28 protein-coding genes are annotated in these 13,543 nt (G+C 46.1%); all 28 read right to left on the bottom strand.

Annotated elements, in window-relative coordinates:
* Nucleotide 1: 1 nt before the first annotated feature.
* The 28 genes from rplQ to rplB all read right to left on the bottom strand — a co-directional run bounded on the left by rplQ (nucleotide 2) and on the right by rplB (nucleotide 13,531).
* Complete coding sequence (gene rplQ, locus ACZ5GY_RS03000) at nucleotides 2–355, bottom strand: 50S ribosomal protein L17 (RefSeq protein WP_307879488.1); 354 nt, start codon at nucleotides 353–355, stop codon at nucleotides 2–4.
* A 4-nt stretch (nucleotides 356–359) separates the two neighbouring features.
* Nucleotides 360–1,379, bottom strand: a complete 1,020-nt coding sequence (locus ACZ5GY_RS02995) for a DNA-directed RNA polymerase subunit alpha (protein ID WP_307879489.1) — start codon at nucleotides 1,377–1,379, stop codon at nucleotides 360–362.
* A 12-nt stretch (nucleotides 1,380–1,391) separates the two neighbouring features.
* On the bottom strand, nucleotides 1,392–2,021 hold the full coding sequence (gene rpsD, locus ACZ5GY_RS02990) for a 30S ribosomal protein S4 (protein WP_213690611.1): 630 nt from the start codon (nucleotides 2,019–2,021) through the stop codon (nucleotides 1,392–1,394).
* Nucleotides 2,022–2,053: 32 nt separating this feature from the next.
* A complete protein-coding gene (rpsK, locus tag ACZ5GY_RS02985; protein WP_213690612.1) occupies nucleotides 2,054–2,446 on the bottom strand; it encodes a 30S ribosomal protein S11 in 393 nt (130 codons plus the stop codon).
* Nucleotides 2,447–2,481: 35 nt separating this feature from the next.
* Complete coding sequence (gene rpsM, locus ACZ5GY_RS02980; protein WP_213690613.1) at nucleotides 2,482–2,859, bottom strand: 30S ribosomal protein S13; 378 nt, start codon at nucleotides 2,857–2,859, stop codon at nucleotides 2,482–2,484.
* A 7-nt stretch (nucleotides 2,860–2,866) separates the two neighbouring features.
* The gene (gene rpmJ, locus ACZ5GY_RS02975; protein WP_013048053.1) at nucleotides 2,867–2,992 is read right to left on the bottom strand and encodes a 50S ribosomal protein L36; all 126 of its coding nucleotides are present in this window, start codon (nucleotides 2,990–2,992) and stop codon (nucleotides 2,867–2,869) included.
* Nucleotides 2,993–3,109: 117 nt separating this feature from the next.
* A complete protein-coding gene (infA, locus tag ACZ5GY_RS02970) occupies nucleotides 3,110–3,331 on the bottom strand; it encodes a translation initiation factor IF-1 (RefSeq protein WP_213690614.1) in 222 nt (73 codons plus the stop codon).
* A gap of 9 nt (nucleotides 3,332–3,340) precedes the next feature.
* Nucleotides 3,341–3,631: a KOW domain-containing RNA-binding protein gene (locus ACZ5GY_RS02965; protein ID WP_213690615.1), complete on the bottom strand. Its 291-nt coding sequence runs from the start codon at nucleotides 3,629–3,631 to the stop codon at nucleotides 3,341–3,343.
* 11 nt (nucleotides 3,632–3,642) lie between these two features.
* Nucleotides 3,643–4,419 carry a type I methionyl aminopeptidase gene (gene map / locus ACZ5GY_RS02960; protein ID WP_213690616.1) on the bottom strand — a complete coding sequence of 259 codons (777 nt, stop codon included), beginning with the start codon at nucleotides 4,417–4,419 and terminating at the stop codon, nucleotides 3,643–3,645.
* Nucleotides 4,416–5,072 carry an adenylate kinase gene (locus ACZ5GY_RS02955; protein ID WP_213690617.1) on the bottom strand — a complete coding sequence of 219 codons (657 nt, stop codon included), beginning with the start codon at nucleotides 5,070–5,072 and terminating at the stop codon, nucleotides 4,416–4,418. The genes map and ACZ5GY_RS02955 overlap by 4 nt, the downstream gene beginning before the upstream one ends.
* 16 nt (nucleotides 5,073–5,088) lie before the next feature.
* Complete coding sequence (gene secY, locus ACZ5GY_RS02950) at nucleotides 5,089–6,387, bottom strand: preprotein translocase subunit SecY (RefSeq protein WP_213690618.1); 1,299 nt, start codon at nucleotides 6,385–6,387, stop codon at nucleotides 5,089–5,091.
* Nucleotides 6,388–6,834, bottom strand: coding sequence for a 50S ribosomal protein L15 (rplO, locus tag ACZ5GY_RS02945; protein ID WP_213690619.1), 447 nt, complete (start codon nucleotides 6,832–6,834; stop codon nucleotides 6,388–6,390). It abuts the gene before it with no gap.
* 12 nt (nucleotides 6,835–6,846) lie between these two features.
* Complete coding sequence (gene rpmD / locus ACZ5GY_RS02940) at nucleotides 6,847–7,032, bottom strand: 50S ribosomal protein L30 (protein ID WP_213690620.1); 186 nt, start codon at nucleotides 7,030–7,032, stop codon at nucleotides 6,847–6,849.
* Between the two features lie 16 nt (nucleotides 7,033–7,048).
* Complete coding sequence (rpsE, locus tag ACZ5GY_RS02935) at nucleotides 7,049–7,561, bottom strand: 30S ribosomal protein S5 (RefSeq protein ID WP_213690621.1); 513 nt, start codon at nucleotides 7,559–7,561, stop codon at nucleotides 7,049–7,051.
* Nucleotides 7,562–7,576: 15 nt separating this feature from the next.
* On the bottom strand, nucleotides 7,577–7,921 hold the full coding sequence (gene rplR / locus ACZ5GY_RS02930; protein WP_307879490.1) for a 50S ribosomal protein L18: 345 nt from the start codon (nucleotides 7,919–7,921) through the stop codon (nucleotides 7,577–7,579).
* A gap of 39 nt (nucleotides 7,922–7,960) precedes the next feature.
* A complete protein-coding gene (rplF, locus tag ACZ5GY_RS02925; RefSeq protein ID WP_213690623.1) occupies nucleotides 7,961–8,500 on the bottom strand; it encodes a 50S ribosomal protein L6 in 540 nt (179 codons plus the stop codon).
* A 17-nt stretch (nucleotides 8,501–8,517) separates the two neighbouring features.
* Nucleotides 8,518–8,922 (bottom strand): 30S ribosomal protein S8, encoded by a 405-nt coding sequence (gene rpsH, locus ACZ5GY_RS02920; RefSeq protein WP_213690624.1) that lies wholly within the window; start codon nucleotides 8,920–8,922, stop codon nucleotides 8,518–8,520.
* Between the two features lie 29 nt (nucleotides 8,923–8,951).
* The gene (locus tag ACZ5GY_RS02915; RefSeq protein ID WP_213690625.1) at nucleotides 8,952–9,137 is read right to left on the bottom strand and encodes a type Z 30S ribosomal protein S14; all 186 of its coding nucleotides are present in this window, start codon (nucleotides 9,135–9,137) and stop codon (nucleotides 8,952–8,954) included.
* Nucleotides 9,138–9,156: 19 nt separating this feature from the next.
* Nucleotides 9,157–9,702 carry a 50S ribosomal protein L5 gene (gene rplE / locus ACZ5GY_RS02910; RefSeq protein ID WP_213690626.1) on the bottom strand — a complete coding sequence of 182 codons (546 nt, stop codon included), beginning with the start codon at nucleotides 9,700–9,702 and terminating at the stop codon, nucleotides 9,157–9,159.
* A 12-nt stretch (nucleotides 9,703–9,714) separates the two neighbouring features.
* The gene (gene rplX, locus ACZ5GY_RS02905) at nucleotides 9,715–10,041 is read right to left on the bottom strand and encodes a 50S ribosomal protein L24 (RefSeq protein ID WP_213690627.1); all 327 of its coding nucleotides are present in this window, start codon (nucleotides 10,039–10,041) and stop codon (nucleotides 9,715–9,717) included.
* Nucleotides 10,042–10,056: 15 nt separating this feature from the next.
* Nucleotides 10,057–10,425 (bottom strand): 50S ribosomal protein L14, encoded by a 369-nt coding sequence (gene rplN, locus ACZ5GY_RS02900; RefSeq protein WP_213690628.1) that lies wholly within the window; start codon nucleotides 10,423–10,425, stop codon nucleotides 10,057–10,059.
* A gap of 3 nt (nucleotides 10,426–10,428) precedes the next feature.
* Nucleotides 10,429–10,728: a 30S ribosomal protein S17 gene (rpsQ, locus tag ACZ5GY_RS02895; RefSeq protein ID WP_213690629.1), complete on the bottom strand. Its 300-nt coding sequence runs from the start codon at nucleotides 10,726–10,728 to the stop codon at nucleotides 10,429–10,431.
* A 6-nt stretch (nucleotides 10,729–10,734) separates the two neighbouring features.
* Complete coding sequence (gene rpmC, locus ACZ5GY_RS02890) at nucleotides 10,735–10,947, bottom strand: 50S ribosomal protein L29 (RefSeq protein ID WP_213690630.1); 213 nt, start codon at nucleotides 10,945–10,947, stop codon at nucleotides 10,735–10,737.
* A gap of 2 nt (nucleotides 10,948–10,949) precedes the next feature.
* The gene (gene rplP / locus ACZ5GY_RS02885; RefSeq protein ID WP_213690631.1) at nucleotides 10,950–11,372 is read right to left on the bottom strand and encodes a 50S ribosomal protein L16; all 423 of its coding nucleotides are present in this window, start codon (nucleotides 11,370–11,372) and stop codon (nucleotides 10,950–10,952) included.
* A gap of 6 nt (nucleotides 11,373–11,378) precedes the next feature.
* Nucleotides 11,379–12,044 (bottom strand): 30S ribosomal protein S3, encoded by a 666-nt coding sequence (gene rpsC, locus ACZ5GY_RS02880; RefSeq protein ID WP_213696106.1) that lies wholly within the window; start codon nucleotides 12,042–12,044, stop codon nucleotides 11,379–11,381.
* A gap of 13 nt (nucleotides 12,045–12,057) precedes the next feature.
* Nucleotides 12,058–12,390, bottom strand: a complete 333-nt coding sequence (gene rplV, locus ACZ5GY_RS02875; protein ID WP_213690633.1) for a 50S ribosomal protein L22 — start codon at nucleotides 12,388–12,390, stop codon at nucleotides 12,058–12,060.
* Between the two features lie 13 nt (nucleotides 12,391–12,403).
* Nucleotides 12,404–12,685 carry a 30S ribosomal protein S19 gene (rpsS, locus tag ACZ5GY_RS02870; RefSeq protein ID WP_213690634.1) on the bottom strand — a complete coding sequence of 94 codons (282 nt, stop codon included), beginning with the start codon at nucleotides 12,683–12,685 and terminating at the stop codon, nucleotides 12,404–12,406.
* A gap of 18 nt (nucleotides 12,686–12,703) precedes the next feature.
* Nucleotides 12,704–13,531, bottom strand: coding sequence for a 50S ribosomal protein L2 (gene rplB / locus ACZ5GY_RS02865; protein ID WP_213690635.1), 828 nt, complete (start codon nucleotides 13,529–13,531; stop codon nucleotides 12,704–12,706).
* Nucleotides 13,532–13,543 lie beyond the last annotated feature (12 nt).

The following is a 13,543-nucleotide window of genomic DNA, read 5'->3' as shown; positions in this document are numbered from 1 at the left end:
GCTAATCAACCAGCTCGATTATTGCCATGGGCGAACCATCGCCAAGACGTGAACCGGTTTTAATTATTCTAGTATAGCCACCAGGACGATTGGCATATCTTTTTGCCAAATCTTCAAAGAGTTTTATAGAAGCCTCTTTATGGCCAAGACGGGCACGAATAATTCGACGATCATGCACAGTTGCCCCTTTAGCTCTGGTAATAAATTTTTCGGCTACACGGCGAAGTTCTTTCGCCCGGGTCACCGTGGTGGTAAGGCTCTCTTCTATAAAAAGACTCGCAGCCAGATTGGAGAGCATCGCTTTACGATGACTTCCATAACGGCCAAGCCTTCTATGATCCATACGGTGTCTCATGGAACTAGTCCTCCTTTACTGCTTTCTCTTCGCTCTTTTCTGCGCTCAGGCGAAGTCCCTGCTTTTCAATTTTTTCCTCTATCTCTCGGAGAGAGATTTTACCAAGGTTACGAATTTTGAGCAGGTCATCCCGGGTTCGCGTTAAAAGATCACCGATAGTATGAATTCCACCTCTTAAAAGGCAATTCTCACTACGAATCGAAAGTTCAAGCTCTCGTACAGGTCTGGAAAGAAGATCATCTTCTTCCTTTGCCGCTTCAGCAGCTTCCATAGAGGTTTCTTCTGCTAAAAGAGCCGCTTCATCTTCGTCAACGCCCTCAAGAGGATGTAATTTATCAACGTCTTCCACTATAAACCCAAAATACGTGCGAATAATTTTCGCTGCCTCGCCTACAGCAACATCCGGCGCCACTACGCCATTCGTTGTTACGTTTAAAACTAGCCGCTCGTAGTCAGTTCGTTGTCCGACTCGTGCTGCTTCTACATCGTAATGCACTTTCAGCACTGGAGAATAAATTGCATCAATTAAAAGAGCGTCTGCTGGAAGGTAGGCGGGTCTCGGTCGATCGATGGTGGCATATCCAGCCCCCTGCTCGATGTAAAGATCCATCGATAATTGGGCGCCATCTTCCAGTACGCATACTGGCGCGTCAGGATTGATAAATTCAATCTCGCTATCAGGCTGAATATCAGCAGCGACAACTTCCTTGGGTCCCTCAGCTTCAAGATGCAAAACTTTTACATCTTTGCTATATGAACGGACTGGAATGTGCTTTAAATTCAGCATAAGCTCAATTACGTCCTCACGAACACCAGGAATGGTACTGAACTCATGTAGAACACCATCAATACGGACTGAAGTAATGGCCGCCCCCTTTACAGAGGAAAGCAGCACTCGTCTTAACGCATTGCCAAGCGTAACACCGTATCCTCGTTCAAGAGGTTCGACAATAACTCTTCCAAAAGTCGGGCTACACTCTTCAATTCGAATCTCAGGCCGCATTAGTTCCACTTTGTCCAACACCTTTCACGCCTACTATCTGGCATAGAACTCAACAACGAGCTGCTCGTTGACGGGAACATCAATCTGTTCACGTACGGGAATGGAAATAACTTTTGCTTCCATCCGCTCGGTATTAACTTCCAGCCATTCCGGAATAGTTCTAGATGCTGCAACTTCCGCGTTTTCACGAATGAGTGCAATATCTTTGCTGCTTTCCGCAACAGCAACGACAGAACCGGCACGAAGAAGGTAGCTGGGAATATCTACTTTGCGTCCATTTACAGTTATGTGTCCATGAAGAACGATCTGTCTAGCCTGGTTTCTGCTTGAGGCAAGTCCCATACGATAGACAACGTTATCAAGACGACGCTCAAGTAACTGAAGGAAATTATGACCAGTTACTCCTGACAATCTTGAAGCTTCTGCAAACAAACGTCGGAATTGACCTTCGTTCATGCCATAAAAACGGCGTAATTTCTGTTTCTCTCGAAGTCGGAGTCCGTACTCGCTCATCTTGGCGCGAGGTCTCCCCTTCTTCTGTTTACTTTTATTCTCTCCCCGTGTTATTGCACACTTTTCTGTAAAGCAGCGATCGCCTTTAAGAAAAAGTTTCACGCCTTCAGCTTTACAGAGACGGCATACGGGTCCTGTATATCTGCTCATAAGATGTCTTTCGCCTCCTTATAGGGGTGAAATTAAACTCTGCGACGCTTCGGCGGTCTGCAGCCGTTATGGGGAATTGGCGTCGCGTCTTTAATCATGTTAACCTGAAGTCCAGCTGCCTGAAGAGAGCGAATAGCAGACTCCCGTCCTGGGCCAGGACCTTTGACTACAACATCAATCTCCTTCACCCCATGATCCTGGGCTGTTTTAGCCGCCTGCTGAGCAGCAATCTGGGCAGCAAAAGGAGTGGACTTACGAGTTCCCTTGAAACCTACATTACCGCCGGATGCCCAAGATAAAATGTTTCCGCTTTTATCACTGATGCTCACTATAGTATTGTTGAAGGTAGAGAAGATGTGAGCAACACCGTAACTTACATTCTTCTTTTCTTTTCTTTTTCCTCTACGCTGTGTACGTTTGGCCACGTGCGTCAGCCTCCTTGATGATCAATCTTTAATTCTTACTTACCAGCCTGTTTCTTCCCAGCTACGGTACGGCGTGGCCCTTTCCGTGTACGAGCGTTCGTCTTAGTCTTCTGACCACGAACAGGAAGTCCCAGCCTATGTCGAAGTCCCCTGTAGCAACCAATATCCATCAAACGCTTGATATTCATGGTTACTTCTCGACGCAGGTCTCCCTCTACTTTGTAATGCTCCTCAATTTCTTTTCGAAGCTTCTGAGCTTCTTCTTCTGTAAGATCCTTAACTCGCGTGTCAGGGTTAATACCTGTCGAAGCGAGAATCTTATGAGAAGTTGGGAGCCCTATTCCATAAATATATGTAAGCGCTATCTCTACTCGCTTTTCGCGAGGCAGGTCTACACCAGCAATACGGGCCATATGCTCGTTACCTCCTTGCACCCTGTCTCTGTTTATGGCGCGGATTCTTGCTGCATATAATCCGTACCACTCCTTTTCGCCGAATCACTCGGCAATGCTCACATATCGGTTTAACCGATGGTTTGACTTTCATTTTTTTCCACGCTCCTCCGAGAAAACCTTCACCTAGCCAAAGAGGCCTTGGATACTCGACATATCTATTTTGCTGCTTTCACCAGCCGCGGTTTAAGCATAAGGGCAGATAAATAAGTTATTTATATCTATACACTATTCGTCCGCGTGTCAAGTCGTAAGGTGAAATTTCTACTAAAACTTTATCACCTGGGAGAATACGAATAAAATGCATTCTCATTTTACCCGACACATGGGCCAGAATTTTGTGACCATTGTCTAATTCTACCCTAAACATGGCATTCGGAAGCGGTTCTATGACGGTTCCACGCACTTCTATGACATCGTCCTTATTGGCCATACGGATTAGTCAACCTCCCTGCTTCTGAGTACTGTTCATTTCCCTTACTTGCGAAAAAAGATACTGCAAACGTCCTTTATCTAATTCCTTGCCTCGGGAAATTTTATCTTCCACTTCATCCAAAATCCAGCGCGTCCCTTGAATATGACTCGGATTTTTAGCTTTAGGTTTAGAGGCTGGGAACTTGCCGCCGTCTGAAACATATATTCTGTTATTTTCAGATTGAACCTTTACAACGACGTACCATTTGCCAGCATCTTTTCCCTTCCTTGATATTACAACCTGACCGACGCGAAACATATATTCTCCGTTCAGGCCCATTCCCAAGGAGTAAGTATCTCAACCCCATCATTTGTGATGAGAACGGATCTTTCAAAATGAGCAGCATCAGAACCGTCTGCTGTGAGAACAACCCATTCATCTGAACCTACGACAGTCTCCTCCGCTCCCGACATAACCATGGGCTCTATAGCTATTGTCATTCCAGCCTTGAGAGTTACGCCTCTGCCAGGATACCCGTAATTCGGAACCTGAGGTGGCTCGTGCAGATGTTTGCCAACACCGTGACCGGTATAATCCCGAACCAATCCAAATCCTTTGGGAACAACATACGATTCCACTGCATGTCCTATATCCCCAATGGTACTCCCAGCTTTAGCTGCAGCTACACCTCTATTTAAACTTTCAAGAGTCACATCAATAAGCTCTTGGCGTTTCGAAGATACTTTCCCAACTGGATAAGTACAAGCCGCATCACCATAGTATCCATGGTAGCAAGCACCTACGTCAATACTTATAATGTCGCCTTCCTCAAGAAATCTATCGGTAGAAGGAATTCCGTGAACAATCTCGCTGTTTATAGAAGCGCACACTGCACCTGGAAAAGGTATGGATATTCCTGGAACTCGATAGCCTTTAAAAGCAGGTGTCGCATCTTCTCTTGCTATCAGATCTTCGGCAGCTTTATCAATTTCTGCTGTTGTAATGCCAGGCCGAACAATTTCAGCAATAAGGTCTAAAACATCTGCAACTATTCGACCTGCTTTCCGCATATATTGAAGATCTTTTTCTTTCTTTAAAGTAATCATTCAGCTACCTTCTCGTTGACAAGTGCTTCTATTTCCGCCATAACGCTAGAACTTGATGTCCCAGCATTGACTCGTCTTAGAAGCCCCTTTTCATCGTAATAAGAGATAAGAGGTGCCGTCTGATCGTGATAAACTTTGAGACGATTTCGAATGACTTGTTCCTTGTCATCATCTCGCTGGAAAAGATCTCCTCCACATTTATCACATTTATCGCCTTGAGAAGAAGGTTTAAATGATACGTGATAAATCTCTCCACACTGGCGACACATACGACGGCCGCAAAGACGATCAACTACTATATCATCAGCTACGTCCAGTAATATAACAGCGTCAAGAGAAAGGTTCATATTTTCAAGCAACCCGTCGAGGGACTCGGCCTGAGGAACCGTTCGCGGAAAACCATCAAGAAGAAAACCTTTTTCGCAGTCTTTTTCCTTGAGTCGTTCTCCCATCATCTTAACGATCAGTTCATCTGGAACAAGCTTGCCCCCATCCATATATTTCTGGGCTTGCTGACCAAGCTCCGTTGCATCTTTTACATTTTGACGAAGCATATCCCCAGTGGAGATATGTGCTACATCGTACTTAGCTTTTATTTCTGCCGCCTGTGTTCCTTTTCCTGCACCTGGCGGTCCTAGCAATATAACTCGCATTATATTTACATCCCCTTTAGAATCGGAGGAAGCTTCCGCCTTTGGAATCACGGCGCTTGAGAATTCCTTCGTAGTGGCGCATCAGAAGCTGCCCTTCGATCTGATGTACAGTGTCTAATGCCACACCTACAACGATGAGAACTGCTGTTCCCCCAAAATAAAAACTCGTAATTCCCATGAGATTGGTCATTAGAGTGGGAACAAGAGCGATAATAGCGAGAAACACAGCTCCACCAAGAGTGATCCTTGACATAACCTTCTCAATAAACTCCGATGTGGGACGACCCGGGCGTATCCCCAAGATGAATCCGCCATACTTTTTCATATTATTAGCAACATCAGCTGGGTTGAAAACCACTGCTGTATAGAAATAAGCGAAAAAGATAATGAGCGCAACGTAAATAACCATGTATGTTGTACTGCCTGGCTCAAATATCCTTTGGAACATCGATGCAATATCGCCAGTAAAGAAGCGTGCAATAGAATAAGGGAACAACAGAATTGATGATGCAAAAATTATTGGCATAACACCAGACTGGTTCACCTTCAAAGGTATGAAAGTGCTCTGTCCTCCGTAGACTTTGTTTCCAACCACACGCTTGGCATATTGTACAGGCAAACGTCGCTGTCCTTCTTGCAACAAAATACATCCAGCTATAACGGCAATCATAAGCGCTATGGACACAACTAATGCAAGAACACTCATTTCTCCTAAACGAAGCATTTGCCAACTTCTTAAGATAGCTTCTGGGATACGAGCTACAATTCCTGCAAAAATAAGCAATGAAATTCCGTTACCTATTCCATGGTCCGTAATTTCTTCGCCCAGCCACATAACGGCCACAGCTCCCGCAGTAACTGTCAAGATAACAATAATTCCGGCAAAAAGTCCGCCATAGAAAATTCCTAAACGGCCAAGCCAGAATGTCATACCAATTGCTTGAATACCAGCAAAAAGGATCGTACCCCATCTTGTGTATTGAATAATCTTCTTTCGCCCTTCATCGCTTTCTTTCTGCATCTTTTCAAGCGCAGGGAAGACGACCACAAGAAGTTGTAAAACGATGCTCGAGTTAATGTAGGGGGTAACGCCGAGAGCGAAAATACCAAATCGCCTCAGCGCACCGCCTGCAAAAATATCAAGGAACCCGAGCACACCTGCGCCCTGCTCGAAGAGCCTCGCCATAGCAGCTGTATCAATACCTGGCGTTGGGATATGGGCGCCAAGACGGAAAATAAAAAGTACCCCAAGAGTAAAAAGAATCCGTCTTTTTAAATCTGGCAGCTTAAAGGCGTCCCTGAAAGAATCAAGCACTTAGATCACCTCAGCCTTCCCACCAGCAGTTGAAATTTTTTCAACCGCCTGGGCACTGAAGGCCTGGGCTTTTATAGTCAGGCCCTGGGAAATTTCTCCTCTCGCGAGAATTTTTACTGGGGTTGTCAAGTTTCTAATTAGTCCCGCTTTGTAGAGCTCTTCTGCTCCTACAACGGAACCACTCTCAAAACGATCTGCAATTTGCTCAAGATTGACTATCTGATACGTATTTGCAAATCGAGCATTGTTAAATCCACGTTTAGGAATACGACGAGTAATCGGCATCTGGCCGCCTTCAAAACCTGGACGAACTCCTCCGCCAGCTCTTGATTTCTGACCCTTTGTTCCTTTTCCCGCAGTCTTTCCTGTGCCACTTCCATGGCCCTGACCCAAGCGTTTTGCCTTGCGTCTGGAGCCAAGAGCAGGTCGAAGATCATGTAAATTCATGCTGCGTCCCTCCTAGTCTTCAACAACAGTCCACTCAACAAGGTGGTGGACCTGATTGATCATTCCGCGAATTTGGGGGACATCCTCGTACTCAACTGTGTGATGCAATTTTTTGAGTCCGAGTGCCTTAATTGTCTTCTTCTGACGAGCCTGCTGTCCAATTGCACTTCTAACCCATGTTATACGAAGTTTAGCCATTAGGACTGACCCCTCCTTATTCTGCCTCTGGCTGAGCGGCTTCAAGACCCCTCAGACGCACAATTTCGTCGGGCGTCCTCATCTCGCGCAGGGCCTCTAATGTCGCCCACGCAACATTGACAGGATTAGATGTTCTACCAATAACTTTGGTCAACACGTCTTTTACGCCACCAAGCTCCATGATAGCTCGGACAACGCCACCCGCAATAACTCCTGTACCAGGAGCTGCTGGTTTCAAAAGAACATGTGCTGCTCCAAACTGCCCGTCAACAGGATGAGGGATAGTATTGCCAACTTTTTTAAGTTCATGAAGGTTCTTTGTCGCTTTATCGATTCCCTTACGAACTGCTTCAGAAATTTCCTTGGCTTTCCCCATTCCTACGCCTACATAGTGTTCGCCGTCACCAACAACAACGAGTACGCTAAATTTAAAGCGCTTACCGCCCTTTACAACCTTGCTTACTCTATTGATGGCAACTACGCGTTCGCTGAGCTCTAAGCCTTTAGCGTCAACACGTTTTATGGTCATCCTCGGTCCTCCCTCTTAAAACTTCAGGCCTGCTTCACGGGCCGCATCGGCAAGGGCTTTGACCTTTCCGTGGTACATATGTCCCCCACGGTCAAATACCACTGCTGAAATACCCTTTTCGAGCGCGCGCTCCGCAACAAGCTTGCCTACGGCTACAGCCGCTTCCATATTGCAGGTTCCTGCTGAAAGGGTCTCCCTGAGGCTTTTATCGAGTGTCGAAGCCGAGGCAAGGGTATGCCCAGCTACATCATCTACAATCTGAACGTAAATATGGCTCAGACTGTGATAAACAGCCATTCTTGGGCGCTCCGGTGTTCCGGAAACAGTTTTCCTGAGTCTCCGGTGCCGGACGATACGCATTTGGTTTCTACTATTCGTCTTCATCAACGTCACCTCAGGTTACTTGGCACTGGCTTTGCCGGCCTTACGAATAATATATTCGCCAGCATAGCGGATACCTTTCCCTTTATAGGGCTCAGGACTCCTGAACTCACGAATGATCGCCGCTACCTGACCTACCAGCTGTCGATCAATACCCTTTACCGAAATCTTTATAGGACTTTCTGTTGAAATCTCAACACCCTTTGGTGGATCATATTCGATAGGGTTTGAATATCCGACATTGAGAATTAACTTCTTCCCCTGCATCTGAGCACGGTATCCTACACCGACGATCTCAAGTTTTTTCTCGAAACCCTCAGTTACTCCCGTCACCATATTGGCAACGAGTGCTCTCATCATTCCGTGAAAAGCTCTTGTCTGCTTTTCGTCGTTATCCCGCGCTATCACAATTGCATTGTCCTCTACAGAAAGAGCAATGCCCTGCACGAGATCACAGGAGAGCTCACCTTTAGGTCCTTTAACTAAAACCTTATCGTCTTTTGTAGTGACCGTTACTCCCTTAGCGAGAGGAATATGTTTACGTCCGATTCGTGACATAAGCGTTCCCTCCTCGCTTACCAAACGTAACAAACAACTTCTCCGCCAAGACCAAGCTGAGATGCCTCAGCCTCTGTCTTCAAGCCCTGGGAAGTGGAAATGATAGCTATTCCAAGACCACCCATGACTTTGGGGAGATTGTCTTTACCAACATAGATCCTGCGCCCTGGTTTGCTGATTCTGCGAAGTCCCTGAATAACACGTTCTCTATTAGGACCGTAATTCAGAAAAACACGCACTACAGCATAGGGTTTTTTAGGATCGTTAATTACCTTGTAATTTCGGATATATCCCTCTTCTTTCAATATTTTTGCAATATTGAATTTCACATTACTGTGAGGGACATCTACGCTTTCGTGGTAAACCACATTAGCATTCCGAATCCGTGTCAGCATATCAGCTATTGGATCGGTTACGTACATTCCTGTGACCCCCTTATGTTCACTCTCGCCTACCAGCTGGACTTGACGACACCGGGGATTTTCCCCTCTCTCGCCAATTTGCGGAAGCAGCAGCGGCACATATCGAACGTACGCATATAAGAGTGAACACGTCCGCAAAGCGGGCATCTGTTATACTTCCGCACCTCAAACTTTGGGGGCTGCTTAGCTTTATATTCCATTGCTTTACGAGCCATAATTTTTTCCCCCTTATTCCTAACGGTTGCTGAAAGGCATTCCCAGCTCTTTCAGCAGGGCAAAAGCCTCTTCATCCGTCTTCGCGGTAGTTACTATGGCTACATTCATACCGCGTGTTCGAATAACATCGTCATAGTCAATTTCCGGAAAGATAAGCTGCTCTCTTAAGCCAAGGTTATAATTTCCTCGACCATCGAAACCTTTTCTGGAAACTCCCTGGAAGTCTTTAATTGTCGGCAAAGCCAAAGACATCAGACGATCCAGAAACTCCCACATACGGCCACCACGAAGAGTAACTTTACAACCAACTGGCATACCCTGACGAAGCTTAAATCCAGCAATGGATTTCTTCGCGCGCTTCATAAGAGGCTGTTGTCCAGCGATTGCTCTAAGCTCAGCTATAGCAGCATCCATAAATTTCGAATCAGTCTTAGCTTCACTTACGCCTATGTTGACTACAACTTTAGTAATACGTGGAACCTCCATCACATTGGAGTATTTAAACTGCTCTTTCAGATGAGGCACCACTTCGCTCTTATACTTATCAAGGAAACGAGGATTCATTGTTGTGCCTCCTTATGCCCGATCCACTATTTCGCCGCACTGCTTACATACTCTAACCTTTTGTCCACTCTCAAGGTAGGCTCTGCTTACACGAGTTGCCTTACCACAAGTGGGACAAACAAGCATGACTTTTGCGGCGTAAAGAGGAGCTTCCTGTTTTACAATCCCGGCCTGAGGATTTTGAGGAGAAGGTTTAACATGGCGAGTAACCATGTTTACGCCTTCTACAACAACTTTTTCCTCCTTAGGAAGATTACGAAGGACTTTGCCTTCCTTCCCCTTATCTTTACCGGAGATAACTTTAACTAAGTCTCCTTTTTTAATTCTCATTTTGCTCATTATGGCATTGCCCCCTTAGACAACCTCAGGAGCCAAAGAAAGTATCCTCATATACTTCTTGGCCCGGAGCTCTCTTCCGACAGGCCCGAAGATACGGGTTCCTTTAGGATCTCCGTTGTTGTCGATAATAACAGCTGCGTTGTCGTCAAAACGGACATATGAACCGTCAGGACGGCGCAGTTCTTTTCTCGTACGGACAATGACTGCTTTTACAACAGAACCCTTAGCGATATTGCTATTTGGAATGGCCTCTTTGACGGAAGCAACAATAACGTCTCCTATGGTTCCATAGCGCCGTCCGCTTCCGCCTAGAACCTGGATGCACATCAAGCTTTTCGCACCAGAGTTATCTGCTACATTAAGGACTGTTCTAAGCTGAATCATGACCTATTCCTCCTCGGCCAATTCGTCAGCAGCTTTATCAAACACTGGGGCTCTTTCGATAACTCTTTCAAGAACCCAGCATTTTCTGCGACTCATGGGTCGGGTTTCAGCGATGCTCACTAAATCACCTAGCCGACAGGTATTTTCTGGATCGTGAGCCATATATTTAGTACTTTTAACTATCCGCTTTCCGTATAAAGGATGAATGTCGTGTCGAGTTACACGGACAACGATAGTTTTGTCCATCTTTTCGCTGACTACGGTTCCGACCCGTCTCTTACGATGGGGTGAACGTGCCTCCATCAGTCGTTACCTCCTTCCAGCAGCGCTTTCTGCCTGCTGTTTCTCTCGCACTACCGTCAGAACTTTAGCAATGGTCTTCTTTACTACATTAATCCGGCTTGTATTCTGAAGCTGACCGATTGCATTTTGAAAACGAAGATTGAAAAGCTCTTCTTTATACTGACGATGTTTCTCTTGAAGCTCTTCTAGGGTTAAATCACGCAAACTCTTCGCATCCATTTCTATTCACCACCCAGACCTTCACGGGCAACAATTTTGACCTTTACAGGCAGCTTATGGGATGCAGTTCTGAAAGCATCTTCCACTACTTCCCTAGATACTCCTGCAACTTCAAATAAAATACGCCCGCGTTTGACAGGGGCGACCCAAAATTCTGGCGTTCCCTTTCCTTTACCCATACGAGTTTCAAGAGGCTTCTTTGTAAAAGGATGGTCTGGGAAAATACGAATCCAGATTTTTCCGCCCTTTTTCATTTTTCTCGAAATAGCAATACGGGTTGCCTCTATCTGACGAGCTGTGATCCAAGCACAATCCTGAGCCTGCAAACCATAGTCGCCAAAAGCCACTGTAGCTCCACCTTTAGTTTTACCGCGAAGAAGTCTACGATAGGGCTTCCGGTATTTTACTCGTTTTGGCATAAGCATATCGGACTACCCCCTCTTTCTAGAGGGTCTGGGCTGAGCTGCTTTTTCAGCATCCCTATCTCTAAAGATCCAGACCTTGACTCCAATAACGCCATACATGGTTTGAGCCTGAGCGAAACCATAATCGATATCAGCTCTGATGGTAGAAAGAGGAAGCTGCCCCTCGTTATACCACTCTGTCCGGGCTATTTCAGCTCCGCCAAGACGGCCGGCACACTGTACTTTAATGCCTTTTGCTCCGGCTTTCATTGCACGGAAAATAGCCTGTTTCATTGCTCGTCTGAAGCTCACTCTGCGTTCAAGAGCAGAACTTACGCTTTCAGAGACAAGCTGGGCAACGACATCTGGATTTTTGATCTCCTGAACGTTGATCATTATCTTAGATCCCGTCATTTTTTGAAGCTCGTCTTTTACTGCCTGAATCTCTGATCCGCCTCGTCCAATTACTACACCAGGCCGGGAGGTCCAAATTGAAAAACGAACTACATTGCCCACACGCTCAATATCGACTCTGGAAATTCCGGCATGTGACCATCTATCCAAAATCCACTTTCTAAGAGCGAGATCTTCATGGAGCTTTTTGGCGTAATCCTTGCCTGTAGCGTACCATTTTGATTCCCACTCCGTTACCACACCTAATCTATAACCAACTGGGTGAACTTTCTGTCCCACGAGTTCCCCCTCCTTAACGTTCCGCAACGATGATCGTTACGTGGCTGGTACGGTGACGATAGGGATGAGCTCTTCCCATTGATACTGGGCGGAAACGTTTCATACTCGGTCCCTGATCAGCCGTAGCTTTGACAACCCGCAGCTTGTCAGTATCCATACCATAATTGTGCTCGGCATTGGCTACTGCACTCTGCAATACCTTGCTGACGACCCTCGCTGATTTCTGAGAACTATATTTGAGAATCATCATCGCTTCATCAACTTTCTTCCCTCTAATAAGGGGAAGAATGCGTCTCACTTTATAAGGAGAAATACGCACTTGTCTGGCAAGGGCTTTTGCTTCCATTCCCATCACTCCCTTACCTCACTCTCGAGGAGCGTTCCTGACCCGCATGACGCGCTGATTTGCGTGTTGGGGCGAACTCTCCAAGTTTATGTCCTACCATGTTCTCACTTACATAAATAGGAACATGAATTCGACCATTATGTACCGCTATTGTATGACCAATCATCGCCGGAACGATTGTTGAACGTCGGGACCAGGTCTTCAGAACCTTTTTATTCCCGGAAACGTTCATATCCTCTATCCTGCGAAGAAGTTTAAGGTCAACATAGGGCCCTTTCTTTGTTGAACGAGCCATATTTAGTCCCTCCTAACGCTACTTCGCATACCGGCGGCGAACAATAAGCCTATCAGAAGGCTTGTTCTTCCGGGTACGATAACCTTTTGCCAGTGTGCCCCAAGGAGAGACAGGATGTTTATGAGATTTACTACGTCCTTCTCCACCACCAAGGGGGTGATCCACTGGGTTCATAACCATTCCGCGAACCATAGGCCTTTTGCCCATAAGGCGAGTTTTACCAGCCTTACCAAGAGAGATATTCTCATGCTCTACATTGCCTACCTGGCCAACTGTAGCCATGCATTCATTTAAAACAAGACGAAGCTCTCCGCTCGGCATTCTGATGTAGGCATACTTGCCTTCTTTCGCCATAACCTGAGCTGAAGTACCAGCGGAACGTACCAACTTTCCGCCACATCCAGGTTCAAGTTCTACGTTATGAACAACTGTACCAACCGGCATATCTTTGAGTTTCAATGCGTTACCTGGTTTAATATCCGACTCGGGTCCCGCAACAATCGTGTCGCCAACATTTAAATCTGCTGGAGCCAAGATATATCGTTTTTCACCATCTACGTAGTGAATCAACGCAATACGAGATGAGCGGTTAGGATCATACTCAATTGCGGCAACTTTTCCAGGCACACCGATCTTATCGCGTTTAAAATCGATAATCCGGTAGAGACGCTTCATGCCGCCACCACGATGGCGCATTGTTATACGACCAAGGTTATTCCGTCCACCAGACTTTTTCAAAGCGGCAGTCAGGGCGCGTTCAGGCTCGCTTTTCGTAACATCGTCATAAGACTGGCTCAACATGGCTCTGCGGCCTGGCGTATAGGGTTTGAAGTCTTTTACAGACATATTAATCGTCTC

It is taken from the genome of Aminobacterium thunnarium (genome assembly GCF_055390565.1).
The sequence above is the reverse complement of the archived record's forward strand: the minus strand, read 5'-3'. Positions and strand labels throughout refer to the sequence as shown.